Raw genomic sequence first — 22717 nt, forward strand, 5'->3', positions numbered from 1 at the left:
CGCCCCCGCCCGCCCGACCGCCGCGGGCGGCCCGGCCGCCCGGACCGAGCCCGCCGAGCCGCCGCGCGAGCTGCGCCGCATCCTGGGCCTCTTCCGCCCCTACCGCGGCCGGCTGGCAGTCGTGGGCCTCCTGGTCGGCGCGTCCTCGCTGGTCGGCGTCGCCTCGCCGTTCCTGCTGCGGGAGATCCTCGACACCGCCATCCCGCAGGGACGCACCGGACTGCTGAGCCTGCTGGCGCTGGGCATGATCGCCACTGCCGTGGTCACCAGCGTCTTCGGCGTGCTCCAGACGCTGATCTCCACCACGGTCGGCCAGCGCGTCATGCACGACCTGCGCACCGCCGTCTACGCCCAGCTCCAGCGGATGCCGCTGGCCTTCTTCACCCGCACCCGCACCGGCGAGGTGCAGTCCCGCATCGCCAACGACATCGGCGGCATGCAGGCCACGGTCACCTCGACCGCGACCTCCCTGGTCTCCAACGTGACGGCCGTGTGCGCCTCCGTCGTCGCCATGCTCGCCCTCGACTGGCGGCTCACGGTCGTCTCCCTGCTCCTGCTGCCCCTGTTCGTGTGGATCAGCCGCCGCGTGGGCAACGAGCGCAAGAAGATCACCACCCAGCGGCAGAAGCAGATGGCGGCGATGGCCGCCACCGTCACCGAGTCGCTGTCCGTCTCCGGGATCCTGCTGGGCCGCACCATGGGCCGCGCGGACTCCCTCACCCGGTCCTTCGCCGAGGAGTCGGAGAAGCTGGTCGGCCTGGAGGTCCGCTCCAGCATGGCCGGGCGCTGGCGGATGTCGACCATCGGCATCGTCATGGCCGCCATGCCCGCGCTGATCTACTGGGCCGCCGGACTCGCACTCCAGTGGGGCGCCCCCTCGCTCTCCGTCGGCACCCTGGTCGCCTTCGTCACGCTCCAGCAGGGCCTGTTCCGGCCGGCCGTGAGCCTGCTGTCGACCGGCGTGCAGATCCAGACCTCGCTCGCGCTGTTCGCCCGGATCTTCGAGTACCTCGACCTGCCGGTGGACATCACCGAGCGCCCGGACCCGGTCCGCCTGGAGCGGGCCCGCGGCGAGATCCGCCTGGAGGACGTGGACTTCTCCTACGACGCAGAGCACCCCGACCGCAGGACGCTCAGCGGGATCGACCTCACCGTCCCGGCCGGCGGCTCGCTCGCCGTGGTCGGTGCGACCGGCTCCGGCAAGAGCACACTCAGCTATCTGGTCCCGCGCCTGTACGACGTCACCGGCGGCCGGGTCAGCCTCGACGGGGTCGACGTGCGCGACCTCGACTTCGACTCCCTCGCCCGCTCGATCGGCGTCGTCTCCCAGGAGACCTACCTCTTCCACGCCTCGGTGGCCGACAACCTCCGGTTCGCCAAGCCCGACGCCACGGACGAGGAGATCGCCGACGCCGCCCGGGCCGCCCAGATCCACGACCACATAGCCGCCCTGCCCGACGGCTACGACACCCTGGTCGGTGAGCGCGGCTACCGCTTCTCCGGCGGCGAGAAGCAGCGCCTGGCCATCGCCCGGACGATCCTGCGCGACCCGCCGGTGCTGATCCTCGACGAGGCCACCAGTGCCCTGGACACCCGGACCGAGCTGGCCGTGCAGCAGGCCATCGACGCCCTCTCGGCCGGCCGCACCACGATCACCATCGCCCACCGGCTGTCCACCATCCGCGACGCCGACCAGATCGTGGTCCTCGACGCCGGCCGGATAGCCGAGCGCGGCACCCATGACGAACTGCTGGCGGCCGACGGCCGGTACGCGGCCCTGGTCCGCCGGGACGCCGACCTGGCGCCGGTAAACGTGTGATCGTATGACGATCTTCGGTCGGAATGCCGGGAATCGGGTGCTTCGCGGGTTAGCGTGCCCGCATGAGTCCTGAGAACCGGCCCCCACGGCGCCGGACCCGGCTCACCCGCCGGGGCCGGCTGACGATCCTCTTCGGCACCCTCCTCGCCCTCGGAGCGGTGGCCCTGGTCCCCCTGCTGCTGCGCGACCGGTCCCAGCCCGAGCAGCCGCGCCGGCTGCTGATCCCCGAGGGCTGGCGGGCCGCCCAGATCTACGCCGCCGTGGACCGCGAACTCCAGGTCCCACCGGGCAGTACCGCCGCCGCGGCCAAGGCCGCGGGCCTGAACCTGCCGGCCGAGGCCAAGGGCAACCCCGAGGGCTTCCTCTTCCCCGCGACGTACCCGGTGACCTCCCGCTCCACCCCGGCCTCCGTCCTCGCCCAGATGGTGCGCACGGCCCACCTCACCCTGGCCAGTCGGGCGGTGGCCCTCGGCAGCAAGGCCCACGGGATGACCCCGTACCAGACGGCCACCGTGGCCAGCATCGTCCAGGCCGAGGCGGAAACCCCGGCCGACATGGGCAAGGTCGCCCGGGTGGTGCACAACCGGCTCGCCCGGTCGATGCCGCTCCAGATGGACTCGACCCTCAACTACGCGCTGAACCGCTCCACCGTCGACACCACCCTGGACGACACCCGGATCGACAGCCCCTTCAACACCTACCAGCGCCAGGGCCTCCCGCCGACGCCCATCGACAGCCCCGGCCTCGCGGCGATGTCGGCCGCGGTCCGGCCGACTCCGGGGGACTGGCTGTTCTTCGTGACCGTCAAGCCCGGCGACACCCGCTTCTCCCGGACCTACGAGGAGCACAAGCGCCACGTCGCGGAGTTCAACCGGCTCCGCGCCGCCGCCCACGCCACCTGACGGCCGTAGCGGGGCGACGACGGGCCGTACGAGGGCCACGGCGGCCTAGACGGCGCCCCCGGCCGGCACCGGCTCCGGCACGGCCGCGGGTACCGGCTCCGGCTCGCCGGCGAGCAGGCGGCGGATCTCGCGGACCGCGGCGCCCCCGGCCCGGTTGGCGCCGACGGTGCTCGCCGACGGCCCGTACCCGACCAGGTGGACCCGTGCGTCGCGCACCGCACGGGTGCCCTCGACCCGGATGCCGCCGCCCGGTTCGCGCAGGTGCAGCGGTGCCAGATGGTCGATCGCGGCCCGGAAGCCGGTGGCCCACAGGATGACATCGGCCTCGACGGTGCTGCCGTCGGCCCAGGCCGCACCCGTCGGGGTGATCCGCTCGAACATCGGCCGCCGGGCCAGCACGCCCGACTCCAGCCCGGCCCGTACCGCGTCGGTCAGGGCCAGCCCGGTCACGCTGACCACGCTCTGCGGCGGCAGGCCCTGCCGCACCCGGTCGTCCACCAGCGCCACCGCGGCCCTGCCCTCGGCCTCGCCGAACGGGCCGTCCCGGAAGACCGGCGGGCGGCGGGTCACCCAGGTCGTCGCCGCCGCGACCCCGGAGATCTCCAGCAGGTGCTGGACCGCGGAGGTGCCCCCGCCGACCACCAGGACCCGGGCCCCGGCGAAGTCCTGCGGGCCGGGGTAGCCGGCGGTGTGCAGCTGGCGCCCGAGGAAGGTCTCCTGCCCCGGGTAGCGCGGCCAGAACGGTCGGTCCCAGGTCCCGGTGGCGTTGATCAGGGCCCGCGGCGCGAAGGCGCCGGCCGAGGACTCGACCAGCAGACGGCCCCCCTCGCCCTCGCGGACCGCCGTCACGTCCACCGGCCGCAGCACCCGCAGCTCGAAGGCGTCCTCGTACGCCGCGAAGTACGCGCCGATCACCTCGGCGGAGGGCCGCTCGGGATCCGCCCCGGTCAGCTCCATCCCGGGCAGCGCGTGCATCCCGTGCACCCGGCCGTACGTGAGCGTGGGCCAGCGGAACTGCCAGGCCCCGCCCGGCGCCGGTGCGTGGTCGAGCACCACGACGTCCCGGCCGGGGACCAGGCCCGCCCGCCGCAGGTGGTAGGCCGCGGACAGGCCCGCCTGCCCGGCGCCGACGACGACCACGTCCAGCTTCCGCCCAAAATCGTTCACGGTTCTACCAACTCGGGCCGGCGCGCGGATCTTCCCCCTCAGGCGGCCCGGTGCTCGCTCAGCCAGTCGTAGGCGATCTCCGCCGTGAACTCGCGGTGGCCCGAGCGGAACAGCAGCCCGGCCGTGGCGAAGGCCGGATCGTCGGCCGTGGCCGCCGCATAGGGCACCGCCACGCACCCCATGCCGGCCGCGTGGGCGGCCAGCGCGCCCGGCGCCGCGTCCTCCACGACCACGCAGTCCGCCGGGTGCGCGCCCAGTCGGCGGGCCGCCTCCAGGAAGACGTCGGGCGCGGGCTTGCCCCGCGCGACCTCCTCGGCGGAGACCGTCGTCGGCAGCAGGGCGTCCAGCCCGGTCCCCGCCAGCACCGCCTCGATGGCCTCGGGCGACGACCCCGAGGCCACGGCCATGGGGATGCCCTCCGCGTGCAGGCGCTCCACGAACGTGCGCATCTGCGGGTACGCGGACGTACGGCCGCGGGCCAGCTCCAGGTAGGCCGCGTTCTGCTCCGCCAGCAACTGGTCGACCGGCGCCTCGATGGCGTGCCGCTCGCGCAGGACCTCCAGCGTCTCCCGGGTACCGATGCCGATGAACGCGGCGTGCTGCTCCCAGGTGAAATCGGGAACGCCGTGGCGCTCCAGGGTGCGACGCCCGGATTCGTAGTAGTTCGGCTCGCTGTCCACGAGGGTGCCGTCGAGATCGAATATGACGGAAAGCATCCGTTCTGCCCGTTCTGCCGGTTGTGTACGTGTGTCTTCCATCTTGTCAGGGTTTGCGGGCGGCCCGTCCCACGGCCTCCACCAGGGGCAGCACCCGGTGCGGCACCCGCTCGCGCAGCGCCACCTCGGTCCGGGTCCGCACCACCCCTGGCAGCCGGATGAGCTGCTGGATCACATCCTCCAGATGGGCGTTGTCCCGGGCCGCCACCCGGGTCAGCAGGTCCCCGCCGCCCGTGATCGAGAAGGCCTCGATGATCTCCGGCACGGCGGCCAGCGCGTCCCCGACCTCGTCCAGGTACCCCTGGGTGACCTCGATGTGGACGAAGGCCAGCACGGGGTGCCCGAGGGCGGCGGGGGAGAGGAAGGGCCCGGTCCCGGTGATCACCCCGGTCCGCTCCAGCCGGTCCAGCCGGGCCTGGAGCGTGCCGCGCGCGATGCCGAGGAGCCGGGCGTACTCCCGCACGCTGGTGCGCGGCTGCTCGATGAGCAGGCGCAGGATCCGGGTGTCGAGTTCGTCCACGGCCATGTCCGTGACTGTACCCATGGCCGGGTTCCCGCCCGTACGTCCGATCCGGGTGGACGTGCCCGGGTCGCACCGGAGCGGCCGGGAGCCCGGCGCATCACGCGCAGGGCCCGACCGTGCGAGGGCCCCGTCAGCGGTGCGTCCAGGCCAGCAGCCGGTCCACCGGCCAGGTGTTGACGACCCGCTCGGCGGGGACCCCGCACTCCTCGGCCCGGGCGCACCCCGCGATCTGCCAGCTCAGCTGGCCCGGCGCGTGCGCATCGGTGTCGATGGCGAAGTACGTGCCCGCCGCCACGGCCTCGCGCAGCAGCCGGCGCGGCGGGTCGAGCCGCTCCGGCCGGCTGTTGATCTCCACGGCCGTGCCGGACTCGGCGCACGCGGCGAACACCTCGGCTGCGTCGAACTCCGACTCCGGCCGGGTCCGCCCGGTCAGCAGCCGGCCGGTGCAGTGGCCGAGGACGTCCGCGTGCGGATTGCGGACCGCGGCGACCATCCGGCGGGTCATCGCCCGCCGGTCCATGCGCAGCTTGGAGTGGACCGACACCACGACCAGGTCGAGCCGCTCCAGCAGCTCGGGCTCCTGGTCCAGCGAGCCGTCGTCGAGGATGTCGCACTCGATCCCGGTGAGCAGCCGGAACGGGGCCCAGGTGGCGTTGAGCTCCGCCACCACCTCCAGCTGCTCGCGCAGCCGGTCCGGCGGGAGCCCGCGGGCGACGGTGAGCCGGGGCGAGTGGTCGGTGAGGACGGCCCACTCGTGGCCGAGCTCGGCGGCGGTGCGGCCCATGTCCTCGATGGTGCTGCCGCCGTCGGACCAGTCGGAGTGCAGATGGCAGTCGCCCCGCAGCGCGGCCCGCAGCGCCGAGCCCCGGCCCTCGGGGACCGACGGGGCGCCGAGCTCCTCCTCCAGCCGCTCCAGGTACGCGGGGACCCGCCCGGCCAGCGCCTCGGCGATCACCTCGGCCGTCGTCGGGCCGATGCCCTTGACCGCCTGCAGGGTCCCGGCCGCCGCGCGCCGGGCCGCCTCGCCCTCCGGCAGGGCGGCCACGCGTTCGGCGGCCGTACGGAAGGCGCGGACGCGGTACGTGGGGGCCTGGGCGCGTTCCAGCAGGAACGCGATCCGCCGCAGGGCGGCGACCGGGTCCACGGACGTTCGGTTCAGTTCGGCGCGAGCGCCGTCAGGACGCTCCGCGGCGGCATGTCAGTGGCACCACTTCACGGGGGAGAGGTTCTTGACGTAGCGGGCGGCGATCCAGCCGTCGTCCTCGGGCAGGCGGTACCAGAGGTCGTTGCCGGCGACCGTCTCGCCGCGCGTCTTGCAGCGGATCTTGACCTTCTCGTTCGGGTAGACCTTCTCGACCACCTCGGAGTGCGTGGTCGGCCTGCTGCGGATGTTCAACGGGCCCTTGGAGACGACCTTGCCGATCACGTAGCGGTGGTGGTTTCCGGGCTTGCCGTGGTGCTCGCCGTTGCCGTCCTCCTCCAGGCCGTCCTCCTCGTCGCCCCACTCGTCGCCGTCCTCGTCCTCCTCCCAGTCGTCATCGTCGTCGAGCACGACCGCGTGCCCCGGCGCGGTGCGGGGCGGGTTCTCGTCCGCCACGGCGACCCCGGTCCCGACGAGGCCGAGCACCAGGCTTCCGGCGGCGAGAGCGAAGCAGGTCCTGGTGGGTTGCAGCATGAGCCGGCTCCTCTACGAAGGCTTCCCCGGTGACCGGGCGGTCACCAGGGACGACTATGACGAGGCCGTGCGCCGGGACCCGGGTGGCGCACCGCCGTTTAGCCCGAATTGCGCATTTTGCTCTGATCGGCCCGCGCCGGAACGTCCCCCGCTGCCACCGGCGCCCGCCCATGGTCCGTTGGCCCGCGCCTGGCCGACGATGCCGCCCCGATGCTGTGCCATTGGCCCACCGCAACGGGGGTCACTTGAGCCATTGCCCCTCCGGATGCTTTTCTTGACCCATCCATGCACACTCGGCGCCGCCAGCGCCGGCCGGCGACGAGGCCGGACCGGACCCGCGGCGCTTTCGTCGTGCCTGCGGCCGCCCACCACCCCCGGGCGGGCCGAGGAGCGGCGAAGGGCAAGACAAGGGGGGCGGCCCACCGCCGTGAAGAGGATGTTCGTGGCTCCGGACCCGGGGCGCATCAGGCTCAGGACCTCGCTGCGCGCCGTCGTCGGCGTGGGCCTTTCCGTCACCGCCGCCGAACTGGCCGGCTTCTCGCTGACCGCGTCCGTCACCGCGGGCCTCGCGGCCCTGCTCGCCCTCTTCACCGTCACCGACGCCCGGATCCGGGCGCAGGCCCTGACCACCCTCCTGCTGCCGCTGGCCGGGTTCCCGGTGCTGGCCCTGGCCACCCTCCTGCACGGCATCGCCCCCGTGCGCGACCTGGCCTTCGTCCTGGTCGTCTTCTGCGGGGTCTACGCCCGCCGCTGGGGACCCCGGGGCCACGCCCTCGGGATCTTCGCGTTCATGAACTTCTTCATCACCCAGTTCCTGCACGCCGTCCCCGCTCAGCTCCCCGAGCTGTACGCGGCCGTGGGCCTCGCGCTGGCCGCCTCGGCCGCCGTCCGCTTCCTGCTCTGGCCCGTCGAGCGCACCTTCCCGCCACCGGCCGCGCCCGCACCGCTGCCCGGCACCGGCCTGGCCCGCCCCACCACCCGGCAGGCCGTCCAGGCCACCGCCGCCTGCGCCGTCGCCCTCGCCATCGGCCAGTTCGTGTCGGACGACCGCTGGTACTGGGCCGTGGGCACCACCTGGTGGATCTTCGTCAACACCGTCTCCCGCGGCGAGACCCTGGTCCGGGGCTTCCGCCGGGTGCTCGGCACCGTCGTCGGCATCGTGGCCGGCCTGCTGATCGCCGTCCCGCTGCACGGCGCGCCCGGTCCCACCGCGCTCCTCGTCGCGCTCTGCGTCTTCGGGATCTTCTACACGGCCCCCGTCTCCTACAGCTGGATGATGCTGGCCGTCACCCTGATGGCCGGCCTGCTCTACGGCCTGCTCGGGGTGCTCAGTCCGAGCCTGCTGGTGCTGCGGCTGACCGAGACCGCCGTGGGTGCGCTGTGCGCCTCCCTGGCCGTGGTCCTGGTGCTGCCGGTGACCACCCACGCCGTCAACGACGCCTGGATCCAGCGCGCCCTGCGCTGTGTGCACGGGGCCACCGCCCAGGCCGCCGCCCGGCTCTCCGGCGACCCCGCCGCCGACCCGGCCCCGTACGCCGCCGAGCTCGAACTGCTGCTCGCCCGGGTGCGGCTCTCGCTGGCGCCGCTGGTGCACCCGCTCAGCCCGTACCGCGGCCGCAAGGCCCGGGCCCGGCAGGTGATCCAGCTGCTCGACGCCTGCGCCCAGGAGGTCCGCGGCCTGGTCGCGGTGGCCGCCGACCCCGACGCGAGCCACGACGCCCGGCTCGCCGCCGCCTGCTGGCGCGTCGAGGCGGCGGTGGAGGCCCTCACCGCACCCGCCACCGGCCGGGACCGCACCGCCGCGGACCGCCCCGCCGCGGTGCGGCCGGGCGCCGGGCGGGGCGACGAACCGGCCGCCGCCGGACCGCCGGCCCTGGCGCACCTGCACGGCCTGGAGCGGGTCCTCGTCCAGCTCGACTCCCCGCTGCGCAGCACCCGGCCCTCGCCGCTCGTCGGCTCCTGACCCGGGCGACCCCGCCGGGGGCGCGCGGAGCGCGGGACGGGCCGTGCGCAAGCCCCTCGACGGTTCATCACCCGGAGGTGGTGTTCCTCGTCGGTCCGGCCCCCTGCCCTGACCTGCGGCATGTACAACGGGTGAGTGTCCACCGCACATTCATGCGGCACGCACAGGGTGGATCTGGCCTGACAGGGGGTAACCGCCCGGAATGGAAATACTTCACGAGCGCCTGACGACCGCTCAGACGGTGCACGCGGCTGAGGATTTCGTCCGACTCTTCCACAGAGAGACCCCGGGTGCGGGTGATCCGGAGAAACGGATCGCCGCCGTACGGGCCGAGATCGCGGAAACCGGAACCTACCGGCACACGCCCGAGGAACTCGTGCACGGCGCCCGGGTCGCCTGGCGCAACAGCAACCGCTGCATAGGCCGCCTCTACTGGAACTCCCTGCGGGTGCGCGACCGCAGGGAGCTCACCGGGGCCGACGAGATCGCCGCCGAGTGCGTGGAGCACCTGCGCGAGGCGACCAACGGCGGCCGGATCCGCCCGACCATCACGGTCTTCGCCCAGGACACCCCGGACCGCCCGGGCCCGCTGATCTGGAGCGAGCAGCTCGTCCGCTACGCCGGCTACGGCGACCACCCCTCGGTCACGGTCGGGGACCCCCGCAACCGGGAGCTCACCGAAGCCCTGCGCGCCCTCGGCTGGCCGGGCGGCCCCGGGACCCCGTTCGACCACCTGCCGCTGGTGGTGCAGGGGTGCGACGACAAGCCCCGCTGGTTCGACCTCCCCGCCGACGCGGTCCTGGAGGTGCCGATCGAGCACCCCGGTGCGGACCCCTGGTCGGACTGGGGCCTGCGCTGGCACGCCGTCCCGGCCATCTCCAACATGTGCCTGGAGATCGGCGGCGTCCACTACACCGCGGCCCCGTTCAACGGCTGGTACATGGGCACCGAGATCGGCGCCCGCAACCTCGGCGACGCCGACCGCTACAACCTGCTGCCGATGGTGGCCCGCCGGCTGGGGCTTGACACCGGCAGCGACCGCTCGCTGTGGAAGGACCGGGCGCTGGTCGAGCTCAACCGGGCCGTGCTGCACTCCTTCGACCGGGCCGGTGCCACCATCGCCGACCACCACTCCGAATCCCGCCGCTTCCTGACCCACCTGGCCCGCGAGGAACGCAAGGGCCGCGAGGTCGGGGCCGACTGGTCGTGGATCGTGCCGCCGATCTCGGGCTCCGCGACCCCGGTCTTCCACCGCACCTACGAGGACCGGCAGGCCTCGCCCGCCTTCGTGCACCACGAGGGGGCCCGCGAGCGGGCCAGGGGACGGGATCTGGTCTAGACCTTCTGCTACGGTCGGCGCACGGATCCGGCGCGGACCGTCAGGAGAGGGGAACTGCGTGAGCAACGCACTGCGGGCGTACATCGGTTCGTTCACGTCGGCGGGCGGCCGCGGGATCACCACCGCGGCCGTGGACCCGGTGACCGGGGCCCTCACCCCGCTCGCCGTCACCGACGCCGTGACCGACCCCTCCTACCTCGCGCTCTCCGCGGACGGCGCGGTGCTCTACGCGGTGAGCGAGACGGAACGGGGCGCCGTCCAGGCCTTCCGCACCACCGACGACGGCGGGCCGGCCACCCTGGGGCCCGCCGTACCGGTCGGCGGCTCCGGCCCGACGCACCTCTGCGTGGCCGGGCGCCGGCTGCTCACCGCGCACTACACCTCCGGCGGCGTCAGCCCGCTCCCGCTCGCCGCCGACGGCCGGATCGACGGGCCCCACGGCCCGGTGCTCCGCCACCACGGCTCCGGCCCCGACCCCGACCGGCAGCGCGAGCCCCACGCCCACCAGGTGCTCCCCGATCCCGGCGGGCGCTGGGTGCTGAGCGTGGACCTGGGCACGGACTCGGTCCGGGTCTGCGCCCCGGACGGGGACGGGCTGCGCCTGCACGCGCAGACCCGGCTGCCGGCCGGGAACGGCCCCCGGCACCTCGCCTTCCATCCGGACGGCGAGGTCGTCTATGTGCTCAACGAGCTGCGCCCGCTGCTGACCGTCTGCCGGTGGGACGCGGCGGCCGGGCGCCTGGACGTACGGGACGAGGTCGCCGTCGTCCCGGAAGCCGCCCCCGGCGGTGTCCGCCCCTACCCCTCGGCCGTGGTCGTCTCCCCGGACGGCCGGTTCGTCTGGGCGGCCGTCCGCGGCAGCGACACGATCGCCGTGCTCACCCTGGCCGACGGCCCGCTGCGGCCCCGCCTGACCGCCTCCGTGCCCACGGGCGGGCACTGGCCGCGTGATCTGAGCCTCGGCCCGTCGGGCCGGCTCTACGCCGCCCACGAGCGCTCCGGCGACGTCACCTGGTGCGACGTGGACCCCGAGACCGGCCGGCCGCACCGGGCCGGCGCCCTGCCCGTCCCGGCGGCCACCTGCGTCGTCCTCGGCCACCACCGCACCGGCTGACCGGCGCACACACGGCACACGGCACACGGCACACGGCACACGGCGCAAGGGCCCGCCTCCGTACGTCGCGTACGGGGGCGGGCCCTCGGGTCTCGTGCTGTGCCTGTTCCTGCGGCTGGTGCCGGACGGTGCGGGACCGTCCGGGCCGGCTCAGTGGGCGGCGGCGTTCTGCGGCAGGCCGAGGGCGGCGCCGTACTGCGCCACCGCGAGCTTGCCGATGGCCGGGTACGCGCCGAGCACCTCGGCGGTGGCGCAGTCGGCCTCCTTGCACGCGGTGTCGAGCAGGCCCTCGGTGACCTCCGGGCCGATCAGGTACGGGGCCAGCGCGAGCTGCACCGAACCGGAGTCGCGCAGCTGCTGGGCGACCGAGCTCACCGAGCCCTCCTGGTCCAGGGCGGCGGCCATCACCGGCACCGCGAGCCGGGCCGCCAGCAGCATGCCGGTGATCCCGGCCGCCTGGACGGCCTCCTCGCCGCCGGTGGTCGCCAGGATGATGCCGTCGGCCGCGGTGGCGACGGTGAACAGCCGCGCCCGGTCGGCGCGGGCCAGCCCTGCCTCGGACAGCCGGACGTGCAGGCCCTCGGCCAGCAGCGGGTGCGGGCCCAGGACGTCGGCGAGCTCGACGGCCGCCGAGCTGTCCATCAGCGCCTGCCGGATGCGGCGCAGCAGGTCGCCGTCGGGGCCGGCCAGCAGCGGGACGACCACGGCGTCCGGGCCGGTGGGCGCGGGCACGTCCTGGCCGGCGGCCCGGGCGAACTCGGCGCGGGCGGCGCGGTCCTGCGCCACCGCGGTCAGCACGCCGGAGAGCGAGGGGAATGCGGCGGCGGAGCCGTCCTGCGGGTCCTCGCCCTCCAGGTAACCGATCCGCGCGTCCAGGCCGGGCAGCTCCGAACGGCCGATGCTGAGGATCTCCTCCGCGAGCCCCCGCGCAGCGGTGGTGGGCGCTCCCGGCACGGCGAGCACCAGCGCGGGCGCGCCCTCGGGCGCGACCGCGGGCTCGGGCCGACGGTGCCTTCCGGTCGGGCGGGGTCGCGGCATTCGTACGGGCAGGCCGTTCGCGGGGCCAGTGGGGGTGCTCATGGCGCCGCATGCTACTGGCTTATCGGAACCGGGTGTTCGGGGAGGGGTGGTCTCGGCGTTATCTGTCCGTATTTATCCGGTGAAGAGCCGACAGGTTCAACGCGCGGCCGGCAGGCTCCAGTCCACGGGCTGCGCCCCCTGCCGCACCAGCAGGTCGTTCACCCTGCTGAAGGGCCGCGAGCCGAAGAAACCACGGTCGGCGGACATGGGGGAGGGGTGCGCGGACTCCACCGCGGGCAGGTCGCCGAGGAGCGGCCGCAGGTTGCGGGCGTCGCGCCCCCAGAGCACCGACACCAGCGGGGTGCCGCGCGCGGCCAGGGCCCGGATGGCCTGCTCGGTGACGGCCTCCCAGCCCTTGCCCCGGTGCCCGCCGGGCTTGCGCGGGGCCGTGGTCAGGGCGCGGTTGAGCAGCAGGACGCCCTGCCGGGTCCACGGGGTGAGGTCGCCGTTGGCGGGCCGGGGGTGGCCGAGGTCGCTGTGCAGCTCGCGGAAGATGTTCTCCAGGCTGCCGGGGACCGGGCGCACCTCGGGAGCCACCGAGAAGGACAGGCCCACCGCGTGCCCCGGGGTCGGGTACGGGTCCTGGCCCATGACGAGGACCCTGACCTCGTCGAAGGGCTGCTGGAAGGCACGCAGGACGTGCGCCCCGGCAGGGAGGTAGGTCCGTCCGGCCGCGATCTCCGCGCGCAGGAAGTCACCCATGGCGGCGATCTGCCCCGCCACGGGTTCCAGTGCGCGTGCCCAGCCTGCTTCGACGATCTCGTTCAAGGGTCGTGCTGCCACGGAGGATCACTCTAGTGGCCGATCACGGCCGCCCGGACACACAGGACGTCGGGGAGGTGCGAGGCGAGGAGCTCCCAGCTGTCGCCGTCGTCGGCGCTGGCGTACAGCTCGCCGTTGCGGTTGCCGAAGTAGATCCCGGCCGGGTCGGCGTCGTCGGTGCACAGCGCGTCCCGCAGCACCGTGCCGTAGTGGTCCCCGTCGGGCAGGCCCGCCGTGAGCGGCTCCCAGGTGGCGCCCGCGTCCGTGGTGCGGAAGACCCGGCAGCGGCGTCCGGCCGGGACCCGGTCGGAGTCGGCGTTCAGCGGGAAGAGGTAGGCGGTGTCCGGGCGGTGCGGGTGGGCGGCGACGGCGAAGCCGAAGTCCGAGGGCAGCCCGGCGCCGATGTCCGTCCACTGCCCGCCGGCGTCGTCGCTGCGGTAGACGCCCCAGTGGTTCTGCAGGTACAGCCGGTCGGTGTTCCCGGCGTCCTGGGCGATCTTGTGCACGCACTGGCCGAACTCGGGGTGCTGGTCCGGCAGGAAGACCGCCGAGACCCCACGGTTGGACGGCGCCCAGCTCGCGCCGCCGTCCCGGGTGCGGAACACCCCGGCCGTGGAGACCGCGACCGTCACCGCGTCCGCGTCGGCCGGGTCCGTGAGCACCGTGTGCACGGCCTCGCCGCCCCCGCCGGGCACCCAGTCCTTGCGGGTCGGGTGCTCCCACAGGGGCCGGACCAGCTCGAAGGACGTGCCGCGGTCGGTCGAGCGGAACAGGGCCGCCGGCTCGGTCCCGGCGTACACCACGTCCGGGGCCTCGGGGCCCGCCGGGTGCAGCTGCCAGACCCGCTCCAGCGAGGCCCCGGTGTCCTTGGGGAACCGCACCGCGGGCTCGGCCGGCTCCTGCCAGGTCGCGCCGAGGTCGTCCGAGGTGAACACCGACGGGCCCCAGTGCGCGCTGTCCCCGCCGACCAGCAGCCGGGGCGAGGGTCCCCGCCGGTCGAGGGCGACCGCGTACACGGCCTGGGCGTTGAAGTGAGGGCCCTCGAAGCGCCACGGGCCGTCGTCCCGGCGGCGGCCGAGGAAGAGGCCCTTGCGCGTTCCCACCAGCAGCAGCACATCGGTCATGGCCGGCACCCTTCGGACGTCGGTGTCCTGAAAAAACCGTCTTCCGCACAGTCTGCACCCGGCCACCGACAACGCCCGGTCCTGGCGTGCCGTCCCGGCTGATACGAAGCCTCTCGTACTACGAGAAATTTCGTAGTACGGTGACTCTCGTACTTACAGGTCGAGGTCCTGGAGAGCCCCCTCATGAGCACTGCCCTGTTCCAGCCGTACACCCTCCGCTCCGTCACCCTGCCCAACCGCCTGTGGATGGCGCCGATGTGCCAGTACAGCGCGGAGGCCTTCGGCCCGAACGCGGGCGTCGCCACCGACTGGCACTTCGCCCACTACGCCGCCCGCGCCGTCGGCGGCACCGGCCTGATCCTCCAAGAGGCCACCGCGGTCTCCCCGGAGGGCCGGATCTCGCCCCACGACCTCGGTATCTGGAACGACACGCAGGTCGAGGCGCTGCGCCGGATCACCGGCTTCCTCACCGCCCAGGGCACCGTCCCGGGCATCCAGCTCGCCCACGCCGGCCGTAAGGCCTCCACCGCCCAGCCGTGGCGGGGCGGTGCCCCGGTGGGCCCGGAGGAGCACGGCTGGCGGCCGAGCGCGCCGAGCGCGGTCCCGTTCGACGAGGGCCACCCGGTGCCGCACGAGCTGACGGTCGAGGAGATCCACGAGATCACCGGCCAGTTCGCCGAGGCCGCCCGGCGTGCCCTGGCCGCCGGCTACCGGGTGGCCGAGATCCACGGGGCCCACGGCTACCTGATCGGCGAGTTCCTCTCCCCGCACAGCAACCGGCGCACCGACGCCTACGGCGGCTCCTACGAGAACCGCACCCGCTTCGCCCTGGAGGTCGTCGACGCCGTCCGCGCGGTCTGGCCCGAGGAACTGCCGCTGTTCTTCCGGATCTCGGCCACCGACTGGCTGGCGGAGGACGGCTGGACCGTGGACGACACCGTCCGGCTGGCCGCCACCCTGCGCGCGCACGGGGTGGACCTGCTGGACGTCTCCAGCGGCGGCCTCGCCCCCGGTGTCCGCATCCCCCTCGGCCCCGGTTACCAGGTGCCCTTCGCCACCCGGGTCAAGGCGGAGACCGGCCTGCCGGTGGCCGCGGTGGGCCTGATCACCGAGCCCGAGCAGGCCGAGAAGATCCTCGCCAACGGCGAGGCGGACGCCGTGCTGCTCGGCCGCGAGCTGCTGCGCGACCCCCACTTCGCCCGCCGCGCGGCCCGGGAACTCGGTGCTCAGGTGCGCACGCCCGACCAGTACCACCGGTCCTGAGCGGCCGCCCTCCGTACCATGGGGGAGGGGCCACGAGGGGGGCCACCGACCGAGCGAGCGAGCGGAGCAGAGCACATGACGGAACGTGAGGCGGCCCGCGCCCTCCCCCACCCCGGGACCGGTGAGATCCGGCTCGAAGCGGTCCTGCACGCCCTCTCCGACCCGGTCCGGCTGTCGATCGTCCGGGAACTGGCGGACACCGGCGACGAGTTGTCCTGCTCGCACTTCGAGCTGCCGGTGACGAAGTCGACCACCACCCACCACTTCCGGGTGCTGCGCGAGTGCGGTGTCGTACGTCAGACCTACCGCGGCACGGCCAAGATGAACGGTCTGCGCCGCACCGACCTCGACACCCTCTTCCCGGGCCTCCTCGACAGCGTGCTCACCGCCGCCTCGGCCGAGGAGGCCCGGCTGGCCGCCTAGGGCCCGTCCGGCGGATGCCATGGCCCGTGGGCCTGGGCCTGGGCCTGGGTCGGGCCGGGGCCGGGGCGGTGGCGGGCCCTCGGGCGGCTCCGTCAGGTGGTGCCGGCCGCGCCGAGCAGGCCCGGCCAGTCCGGGATCTTCACCGACCCGCGCCCCAGGCTCCGCCCCAGGTCCCGCTCCGCGGCCTCGATGGCCAGCCAGCCCGGCCAGGCCACCGGCCGCAGCCCGGCGGCCCGTAGCGCCGTCAGCGGGTCGTCGGGAAGGTCGCGCCGGGCGAGCGTGCCCGCGTCCTGGAGCAGCGAGGAGACGGTTTCCTTGGCGTCCGGCCGGTTGGTGCCGATCACCCCGGTCGGCCCGCGCTTGATCCAGCCCGCCACGTACTCGCCGATCGAGGCCCGGCCGTCCCGCAGCACCCGTCCCGCGGCGTGCGGCACGGTCCCGGTGGCCGGGCTGAACGGCAGGCCCGGCAGCGGCACCCCCAGGTAGCCCACCGACCGCAGCACCAGCTGGGCTTCGACGTCCTCGTACGTCCCGGTGCCGGTCACCCCGCCGCGGCCGTCCGGTGCGGTCCGCTCGAACCGCACCCCGGCGGCCCGCCCGTGGCCGTCGTCGAGCACTTCCACCGGCCGCAGGAAGAACCGCAGCGCGATCCGCCGGTCCGGCTCCGCCCGCTGCGCCGGCCCCGCGTCCGGCCCCGCGTCCCGCCGCGCGCCCTGTTCCGCCCAGCCGCGCAGCACCTCCACGTTCCGCCGGTTCCCGGCCGGCAGCGGGGCCGCCGGGTCGGCGTACGCCGGGTCCAGGGCGAGCTCGGCCGGGTCCACGTCGACGGCGACACCCGGCAGGGAGCCCAGTTCACGCAGTTCCTTGGTGGTGAACTTGCCCTGGGAGGGCCCGCGCCGGGCCACCATCGCCACCCGGCGCACGGCGCTGCCGGACAGGGCGTTCAGCGCGGCGTGCGGCATGTCCGTCGGGGCGAGCTCGGCCGCGCCGCGGGCCAGGATGCGGGTCACGTCGACCGCGACGTTGCCCGCGCCCACCACCACCGCGGACCGGACCCCGGTCAGCTCGAACGCCGCGTCCTCGGCGTCCGGATGGGCGCTGTACCACGAGACGAAGGAGGTCGCCGAGTGCACCCCGGCCAGCTCCTCGCCGGGCACGCCCAGCGTGCGGTCGCGGGCGGCGCCCACGCAGTAGACGACCGCGTGGTAGAGCTCCAGCAGCCGTGCGGTGCTCAGGACCGGCCCGCCCACCTCGACGTTCCCGAGGAAGCGGATGCGTTCGTCCTCCAGCACCCCGCGCAGGTTGCCCTGGAGCGACTTGATCTTCTCGTGGTCGGGCGCGACCCCGTACCGCACCAGCCCGTACGGGCACGGGAGCCGGTCCAGCACGTCCACCCGGACGCCGGGCACCTCGCGCTGGGTGACCAGCCCCTGCGCGGTGTAGACCCCGCTGGGGCCGGAGCCGACGACGGCGACTCGAAGCATGGCAGAGCTCCTTACCCACGGGTTCCCAGGATGGCACTGCACCGTGCTCCGGGGACGTCAGCCCATCGCACGCATCCGGTGGATCTCGGCGGTCTGCTGCACCACGACGTCGTTGGCCATCTCCTCGACGGCCACGTTGTTGCCGCCCGCGAGCGCCTCGCCGGCCATCTTCAGGGCGCCCTCGTGGTGGGCGGTCATCAGCCGCAGGAACAGCCGGTCGAAGGCCTCGCCCCGGGCCTCGGAGAGCTCCTTGAGCTGCTGCTCCGTGGCCATCCCCGGCATCGAGCGGTGGTCGTGGCCGCCCGCCTCCGCGGCCGGTGCCGGGTGCTTCTTCAGCCACCCTTCCATGGCTCCGATCTCGGGCTGCTGGGCCGCCGAGATCCGCTCCGCGAGCCGTTTCACGGCGTCGGCGGCGGCGCGGTCCGGGACCAGGGCCGTCATGATCAGGGCCTGCCGGTGGTGCTCGATCATGTTCCGTACGTAGCTCAGATCGGCCGCGTTGGGGCTGTCGTCAGGGCGTTCCTCGGCGGCCTGCTCGGGCGAGAGCGTGCGCGCCTTCTCGCCGGGGCGTCCCGGCGCGACCACCACCGGCCGGCCGTCGGCGCCGGCGTCGGCCCCGCCGTCGTCCTGGCAGCCCGCCGCGAGCAGGACGAGCGCGGCGACGACGCCCAGGGCCGCAGTTGGCCGCAGTAACCCTTTTGCCATGTCCATGAAAAGGAAGATACTGCCGGGGTCTGCACGTACTCCAGACGTACCCCAGGGAGAGCGGAGAACACCGTGAGGACTTCCCACCCCCACCGGGTGCGGCGCAGGAGTCTGGGGGTGGCCGCCGCCGCGGCCGGACTCCTCACCACACTCCTGGCCGCCGGTCCGGCGGCCGCCACGCCGGACCCGGGCGATCTGCAGATCGCCCCGAGCGCCCGGTCGGCGACCGGATTACCCGGGCAGGACCAGATCGTCCACAGCCCGAACGTCACGCACCTGACCACGGTCCCCAGCCCGGACCCGGGGCGCATCAACACCGACCTGGCCTTCCAGGGCCGGTACGCCTACGCGGGCAACTACAACGGCTTCACCATCTACGACATCGCCGACCCCAAGGCCCCCAAGACGGTCACCACCGTCCTCTGCCCCGGCGGCCAGAACGACATCTCGGTCTCCGGCGACCTGCTCTTCCTCTCCACCGACTCCTCGCGCAGCGACGACTCCTGCAACAGCGTCTCGCAGCCCGCCACCGAGAAGTCCTCGTGGGAGGGCATCAAGATCTTCGACATCAAGGACAAGAAGAACCCCAAGTACATCAAGTCCGTCGAGACCGCCTGCGGCTCCCACACCCACACCCTCGTGCCGGGCGGCCGCGACATCTATCTCTACGTCTCCTCGTACTCCCCGAACGTCGCCTACCCCGACTGCCAGCCGCCGCACGACGGCATCTCCGTCGTCAAGGTCCCCCGCAAGGCGCCCGAGCAGGCCGCCGTCGTCGGCTTCCCGGTCCTCTTCCCGGACGGCGGCAACCCCGGCGCGCCGACCAACCCGGGCGTCTCCAAGACCACCGGCTGCCACGACATCACCGTGCTGCCCTCGAAGAACCTCGCCGCCGGCGCCTGCATGGGCGACGGCATCCTCTTCGACATCAGCAGGCCCGAGCAGCCCCGGGTCATCGACCGGGTGCAGGACAACGTGAACTTCTCCTTCTGGCACTCGGCGACCTTCAACGAACGCGCCGACAAGGTCGTCTTCACCGACGAGCTCGGCGGCGGTGGCGGCGCCACCTGCAACGAGGCCACCGGCCCCCACCGCGGCGCCGACGGGATCTATGAGATCCAGGGCCGCGGCGACCAGCGCAAACTGGTCTTCCGCAGCTACTACAAGATCCCCCGCCACCAGGCCGACACCGAGAACTGCGTGGCCCACAACGGCTCGCTGGTCCCGGTCGGCGGCGGCCGCGACATCATGGTCCAGGCCTGGTACCAGGGCGGCGTCTCCGTCTGGGACTTCACGGACTCGGCCCGGCCCAAGGAGATCGCCTACTTCGAGCGGGGGCCGCTCACCACGGACGCGCTGAGCCTCGGCGGGTCCTGGTCGGCGTACTACTACAACGGGCACATCTACTCGAACGACATCGTCAAGGGCCTCGACGTGCTCCGGCTCGACGACTGGCGGACCGAACCGGCCCGCTGGGTGTGGCTGGACCGGCTCAACGTGCAGTCGCAGCCCGAGTACCACTGACCCGCGGACGCGTCACCGTTCCGCCGGCCGGCCCCCGGCCGGCGGAACACCCAGCTCCCAGTCGAGCCCGTAGCGCTGGAACAGCTCCGCGCGCAGCCGGGCGAGCGGCATCGGCGCACCGGGCAGCAGCTCCGCGAAGACCGCGCCCATCAGCAGCGCCCGCAGCATCGGATAGTCCTGCTCCACGTCCTGCGAGCCGTACCGGACGAGGGTGTCCCGCAGCAGCTCGGCCAGCCGCTGCTGCTCCGGGCACTGCACGAAACCCTCGGCCTGGAGGATGCCGGCCATGTGCGTGCGGATCAGCCGCGGCTGCTCCCGGGCCAGACCCAGGACCGCGTCGACCGCCCGGGCCAGCAGCTCGCGCCCGGCGTCCTCACCGGTGGGCCGCGGCTCGCGTTCCAGCGCGGCCTGCAGGGTGCGGTGCATCAGCCGGTGCACCGCCGACTGGAGGAGCTGGCGCTTGCCGGGGAAGTAGTACGACACCAGACCGCGGGCCGCGCCCGCACGGTCGGCGATGTCCCCGAGGGTGGTCGCCTCGTACCCACGTTCGGCCACGAGCTCGACGGTCGCCTGGAGCAGCCGCTCCCGTGAGCGTCTCCGCAATTCTTCATTGACCGATGCGCTGCGCGGGGACATGCTTACTCCTGCGTTGACTGGCTCAGAGCCAATATACTCAGCGCGCAGGACTCCGGTGTTGGGGCGACGCGGGGGATCGCCTCAACACCGGCATCGGCATGCTCACGTACGTCCGGCCCGGTGCTCCGTCTCGACGCTCGTCGCGGACTCGGCGCTCTCAGCGCTCCTCGAAGACCAGGTCCTCCGGGGGCACGGTCAGCCGGACGCTCTGCCCGTCCACCTCCACCAGCGTCGACAACCCCGTGAACCGGCCGCGCGGTACCACCAGCACCCGGTCCGCCCGCTGGTCGAGGAACGCCCCGAAGCCGCCGAGCGACGGATCGCCCCCGCCCAGCGTGAGGTAGTCGGCCAGCCGCCGGAACAGCTTCGGCAGCAGCACCGTGCTCTCGCTCAGGGAGGCCAGCCCGTCGACCTTCGCCCCGCTCAGCGTCTGGTCCAGCGGCCATACCCCCAGCTCCTCCTGCCGCGCCGCGGCCACCGCCGCCGTCATCTCCTCGCGCAGGTCGACGTAGAGCTTGGTGTAGTACGTCGGGTACGCCAGCCCCCGCCGGAGCTGGTGCACGTTGGCGGTCTGGCGCAGCAGCGGGACGTCCACGTGGAGGCTGCTCCCGCTCGGCGCGGGGGCCGGGCCGCGTCCGACGAGGGCCACGCAGCGGCCGTTGACGTCGGCCCCGCGGGTCAGCACGTAACCGGCCGTGGCCGCAGGCTCCGAGGAGGTGACCGTGCCGTGCCCGTCGCGCAGCACCGACAGGAACCCGAGCCACCGCACCAGCTCCTCCGCGGCCGCCTCGGCGTACGGGGCCGGCTGGTGCAGCTCGGCGCCGTGCGCCGGTACGTAGTGCGTCTCCAGGGTGTCGATGCCGTCCAGGCGCAGCTGCGCCGAGCCGGTCGTGGTGCGGCGGACCGGGTGCGGTCCGGGGACCAGGTCCCAGTGGGCCGGGTCGTTCGGCACGAAACGCACCGAATCCCCGTCCGGCCGGGCCCCCAGGACCCGGAAGTTTCCCTCGATCACGAGCATGGGCATGGCGGCCTCCCCAAGGCGCGGTGCGAACGCGCGGGCGGTACGTGAACCGGTGTACGGGCCGTGTCAGGATCCCGGTTGTCCGGCCCCGGGAGAAGAGGGCGCGCGGCCGGCCGGGGCCGGGCGCCGCGCCCCGGCGAGCGCCACCAGCGCCACCACCCCGCCCAGCAACCAGCCGGCCATGACGTCGGACGACCAGTGGACGCCCAGGTAGACCCGGGTCAGGCCGACCCCGACGACGGAGACCACCACCGCCACCCGCAGCGGCCACGACCGGGGGGCGAGCCACAGCAGCAGGACGCACACCACGGTCGCCGTCAGTGCATGGCCCGACGGATAGGCGGCGTAGTCCGCCGTGGCGACCGGGTCCGGCCACACCGGCCGCGCCCGTCCCACCAGCGCCTTCAGCCCCTGCGACACCAGCGTGGCCGCCACCGTGGCCGCCGCGAAGCGCACCGCGAGCTCCCGTTCCCCGCGCAGCACCAGCGCCAGCACGGCGACGGCGGCCAGCGCCCGCATCGTCCAGGGGTCCCACACCCAGTCGCTGAACACCCGCACCACGTCCACCCAGCCCGGGTGCGCCACCGCGTGCGCGTGCAGCGCGTCCGAGACACGCACGTCGACGGTGAGCAGGGGCCGCCACCGCAGCGCGACCAGCACCGTCAGGGCCAGGGCGAGGGCGGTGCACAGGACAGCGGTGCACACCAGTGCGGTGAGGCGGAGGGGGCGGACGGGACGGCGGGGCAGGAGGTGGTGCATGACGTGGATCGTCGCATCCGGCGGCGCCGGGACGGCCGACCGGCCCGCGCCCGTGACCACCCCGTCCCGCACCGGGCTCACAGCGCCCGCAGCCCCGGGACGAACGCCACCAGCAGCGGTACCGCCGGGACCAGCGTCGCCACCGCCGCCAGGCGCACCCGGCGGGTGGCCGACAGTCGTGGCGCGGCCGCGAGGAGCCGCCGCACCCGCTGCGGCACATGGTGGTCCGCGGCGGCGCAGGGCCCGAACACCCCGCGGTCCTCGTTCAGTCCGACGAGCGCGAGGGCGACCGTGAGCCGCCCGAACCGCCGGGAGGCCACGTCGTCGGCGGCCAGCTCCACCAGCCGGTGCATCTCCGCCTCGAACGCCGCGAACACCGGCACCTGCGGAAAACCACCGGCCAGCGCCCGTGAGCAGTGCAGCAGCCAGTCGTGCCGGGCCGCCGCGTGCCCCTGCTCGTGCGCCAGTACGGCGTCCAGCTGACGCCCCTTGAGCCGGCGCAGCGCGGCCGTGGTCACCACCAACTGGGGCGTCGCCCCCGGCAGCCACCACACGTCGGGCCGCTCGCCCTCCAGGAGCACCAACCGCTCGCCGCCCGGGTCCTCGCCCGGCAGCAGCGGTGCACGGACCAGGAGTTCGGCCCGCCGGGCCCGGCGCCGGGCCCGGCGGGCCGAACTCCTGGTCCGTGCACCGCTGCTGCCGGGCGAGGACCCGGGCG

22 protein-coding genes are annotated in these 22717 nt (G+C 74.2%); 8 read left to right on the top strand and 14 right to left on the bottom strand.

The features are described from left to right. A partial coding sequence (locus EF918_RS15790; protein WP_148141237.1) for an ABC transporter ATP-binding protein occupies positions 1–1819 on the top strand: 1819 nt, incomplete at its 5' end. Positions 1820–1881: 62 nt separating this feature from the next. After that, entirely contained in the window at positions 1882–2721 is an 840-nt protein-coding gene (gene mltG, locus EF918_RS15795; protein ID WP_125646076.1) for an endolytic transglycosylase MltG, read from the top strand. A gap of 45 nt (positions 2722–2766) precedes the next feature. Here the strand turns inward: mltG and EF918_RS15800 are convergent, their stop codons facing one another. From EF918_RS15800 to EF918_RS15820, 5 genes are all read right to left on the bottom strand, one after another. Then, positions 2767–3888, bottom strand: a complete 1122-nt coding sequence (locus EF918_RS15800; RefSeq protein WP_125646078.1) for an FAD-dependent oxidoreductase — start codon at positions 3886–3888, stop codon at positions 2767–2769. A 38-nt stretch (positions 3889–3926) separates the two neighbouring features. After that, positions 3927–4604, bottom strand: a complete 678-nt coding sequence (locus tag EF918_RS15805; RefSeq protein WP_125646080.1) for an HAD family phosphatase — start codon at positions 4602–4604, stop codon at positions 3927–3929. A gap of 46 nt (positions 4605–4650) precedes the next feature. After that, positions 4651–5130 carry an Lrp/AsnC family transcriptional regulator gene (locus EF918_RS15810; protein WP_125646116.1) on the bottom strand — a complete coding sequence of 160 codons (480 nt, stop codon included), beginning with the start codon at positions 5128–5130 and terminating at the stop codon, positions 4651–4653. A 127-nt stretch (positions 5131–5257) separates the two neighbouring features. After that, positions 5258–6271 (bottom strand): PHP domain-containing protein, encoded by a 1014-nt coding sequence (locus tag EF918_RS15815; protein WP_125646083.1) that lies wholly within the window; start codon positions 6269–6271, stop codon positions 5258–5260. 54 nt (positions 6272–6325) lie between these two features. Further along, on the bottom strand, positions 6326–6802 hold the full coding sequence (locus EF918_RS15820) for an SH3 domain-containing protein (protein WP_125646085.1): 477 nt from the start codon (positions 6800–6802) through the stop codon (positions 6326–6328). A gap of 436 nt (positions 6803–7238) precedes the next feature. On the opposite strand from EF918_RS15820, the gene EF918_RS15825 reads away from it, so the two are divergent. The 3 genes from EF918_RS15825 to EF918_RS15835 all read left to right on the top strand — a co-directional run bounded on the left by EF918_RS15825 (position 7239) and on the right by EF918_RS15835 (position 11218). Further along, a complete protein-coding gene (locus EF918_RS15825; protein ID WP_125646088.1) occupies positions 7239–8765 on the top strand; it encodes an FUSC family protein in 1527 nt (508 codons plus the stop codon). A 202-nt stretch (positions 8766–8967) separates the two neighbouring features. Further along, complete coding sequence (locus tag EF918_RS15830; protein WP_125646090.1) at positions 8968–10104, top strand: nitric oxide synthase oxygenase; 1137 nt, start codon at positions 8968–8970, stop codon at positions 10102–10104. Positions 10105–10162: 58 nt separating this feature from the next. Continuing rightward, complete coding sequence (locus EF918_RS15835) at positions 10163–11218, top strand: lactonase family protein (RefSeq protein ID WP_125646092.1); 1056 nt, start codon at positions 10163–10165, stop codon at positions 11216–11218. A 150-nt stretch (positions 11219–11368) separates the two neighbouring features. Here EF918_RS15835 and EF918_RS15840 read toward each other — a convergent pair whose 3' ends face one another. From EF918_RS15840 to EF918_RS15850, 3 genes are all read right to left on the bottom strand, one after another. Next, positions 11369–12298 (bottom strand): sirohydrochlorin chelatase, encoded by a 930-nt coding sequence (locus EF918_RS15840; protein WP_125646094.1) that lies wholly within the window; start codon positions 12296–12298, stop codon positions 11369–11371. Between the two features lie 96 nt (positions 12299–12394). Further along, positions 12395–13081, bottom strand: a complete 687-nt coding sequence (locus EF918_RS15845; RefSeq protein WP_125646096.1) for a uracil-DNA glycosylase — start codon at positions 13079–13081, stop codon at positions 12395–12397. Between the two features lie 11 nt (positions 13082–13092). Beyond that, positions 13093–14184, bottom strand: coding sequence for a sialidase family protein (locus EF918_RS15850; RefSeq protein ID WP_125646098.1), 1092 nt, complete (start codon positions 14182–14184; stop codon positions 13093–13095). A 183-nt stretch (positions 14185–14367) separates the two neighbouring features. Here EF918_RS15850 and EF918_RS15855 point away from each other — a divergent pair, with 183 nt between their 5' ends. Beyond that, on the top strand, positions 14368–15447 hold the full coding sequence (locus EF918_RS15855; protein ID WP_125646100.1) for an NADH:flavin oxidoreductase/NADH oxidase: 1080 nt from the start codon (positions 14368–14370) through the stop codon (positions 15445–15447). A 75-nt stretch (positions 15448–15522) separates the two neighbouring features. After that, a complete protein-coding gene (locus EF918_RS15860) occupies positions 15523–15870 on the top strand; it encodes a helix-turn-helix transcriptional regulator (protein WP_125646102.1) in 348 nt (115 codons plus the stop codon). Between the two features lie 92 nt (positions 15871–15962). Here EF918_RS15860 and EF918_RS15865 read toward each other — a convergent pair whose 3' ends face one another. Together EF918_RS15865 and EF918_RS15870 are read right to left on the bottom strand one after the other, a co-directional pair. Beyond that, a complete protein-coding gene (locus tag EF918_RS15865; RefSeq protein ID WP_125646104.1) occupies positions 15963–17354 on the bottom strand; it encodes an FAD-dependent oxidoreductase in 1392 nt (463 codons plus the stop codon). Between the two features lie 57 nt (positions 17355–17411). After that, positions 17412–18065, bottom strand: coding sequence for a DUF305 domain-containing protein (locus EF918_RS15870; RefSeq protein ID WP_125646106.1), 654 nt, complete (start codon positions 18063–18065; stop codon positions 17412–17414). Positions 18066–18131: 66 nt separating this feature from the next. Here EF918_RS15870 and EF918_RS15875 point away from each other — a divergent pair, with 66 nt between their 5' ends. Beyond that, positions 18132–19583: an LVIVD repeat-containing protein gene (locus EF918_RS15875; protein WP_125646108.1), complete on the top strand. Its 1452-nt coding sequence runs from the start codon at positions 18132–18134 to the stop codon at positions 19581–19583. 12 nt (positions 19584–19595) lie between these two features. On the opposite strand, the gene EF918_RS15880 is transcribed toward EF918_RS15875, so the two are convergent. The 4 genes from EF918_RS15880 to EF918_RS15895 all read right to left on the bottom strand — a co-directional run. Further along, on the bottom strand, positions 19596–20219 hold the full coding sequence (locus EF918_RS15880) for a TetR/AcrR family transcriptional regulator (protein WP_125646110.1): 624 nt from the start codon (positions 20217–20219) through the stop codon (positions 19596–19598). A 157-nt stretch (positions 20220–20376) separates the two neighbouring features. After that, complete coding sequence (locus EF918_RS15885; RefSeq protein ID WP_125646112.1) at positions 20377–21243, bottom strand: nuclease; 867 nt, start codon at positions 21241–21243, stop codon at positions 20377–20379. 63 nt (positions 21244–21306) lie between these two features. After that, positions 21307–21999, bottom strand: a complete 693-nt coding sequence (locus tag EF918_RS15890; RefSeq protein WP_125646114.1) for a phosphatase PAP2 family protein — start codon at positions 21997–21999, stop codon at positions 21307–21309. Positions 22000–22076: 77 nt separating this feature from the next. Beyond that, positions 22077–22717, bottom strand: a 641-nt coding sequence (locus EF918_RS15895; RefSeq protein ID WP_148141238.1) for a M56 family metallopeptidase, incomplete at its 5' end; no start/stop codon positions are given.

The sequence above is a fragment of the Streptomyces sp. WAC06614 genome (genome assembly GCF_003949795.1).
Taxonomy (GTDB): Bacteria; Actinomycetota; Actinomycetes; order Streptomycetales; family Streptomycetaceae; genus Streptomyces.

Bases quoted from the DNA above. Each gene is read 5' to 3' on its own strand.
- mltG (WP_125646076.1), top strand. From the start codon at position 1,882: ATGAGTCCTGAGAACCGGCCCCCACGGCGCCGGACCCGGCTCACCCGC.
- EF918_RS15805 (WP_125646080.1), bottom strand. From the start codon at position 4,604: ATGCTTTCCGTCATATTCGATCTCGACGGCACCCTCGTGGACAGCGAG.
- EF918_RS15810 (WP_125646116.1), bottom strand. From the start codon at position 5,130: ATGGCCGTGGACGAACTCGACACCCGGATCCTGCGCCTGCTCATCGAG.
- EF918_RS15820 (WP_125646085.1), bottom strand. From the start codon at position 6,802: ATGCTGCAACCCACCAGGACCTGCTTCGCTCTCGCCGCCGGAAGCCTG.
- EF918_RS15825 (WP_125646088.1), top strand. From the start codon at position 7,239: ATGTTCGTGGCTCCGGACCCGGGGCGCATCAGGCTCAGGACCTCGCTG.
- EF918_RS15830 (WP_125646090.1), top strand. From the start codon at position 8,968: ATGGAAATACTTCACGAGCGCCTGACGACCGCTCAGACGGTGCACGCG.
- EF918_RS15840 (WP_125646094.1), bottom strand. From the start codon at position 12,298: ATGAGCACCCCCACTGGCCCCGCGAACGGCCTGCCCGTACGAATGCCG.
- EF918_RS15850 (WP_125646098.1), bottom strand. From the start codon at position 14,184: ATGACCGATGTGCTGCTGCTGGTGGGAACGCGCAAGGGCCTCTTCCTC.
- EF918_RS15855 (WP_125646100.1), top strand. From the start codon at position 14,368: ATGAGCACTGCCCTGTTCCAGCCGTACACCCTCCGCTCCGTCACCCTG.
- EF918_RS15860 (WP_125646102.1), top strand. From the start codon at position 15,523: ATGACGGAACGTGAGGCGGCCCGCGCCCTCCCCCACCCCGGGACCGGT.
- EF918_RS15865 (WP_125646104.1), bottom strand. From the start codon at position 17,354: ATGCTTCGAGTCGCCGTCGTCGGCTCCGGCCCCAGCGGGGTCTACACC.
- EF918_RS15870 (WP_125646106.1), bottom strand. From the start codon at position 18,065: ATGGACATGGCAAAAGGGTTACTGCGGCCAACTGCGGCCCTGGGCGTC.
- EF918_RS15880 (WP_125646110.1), bottom strand. From the start codon at position 20,219: ATGTCCCCGCGCAGCGCATCGGTCAATGAAGAATTGCGGAGACGCTCA.
- EF918_RS15885 (WP_125646112.1), bottom strand. From the start codon at position 21,243: ATGCCCATGCTCGTGATCGAGGGAAACTTCCGGGTCCTGGGGGCCCGG.
- EF918_RS15890 (WP_125646114.1), bottom strand. From the start codon at position 21,999: ATGCACCACCTCCTGCCCCGCCGTCCCGTCCGCCCCCTCCGCCTCACC.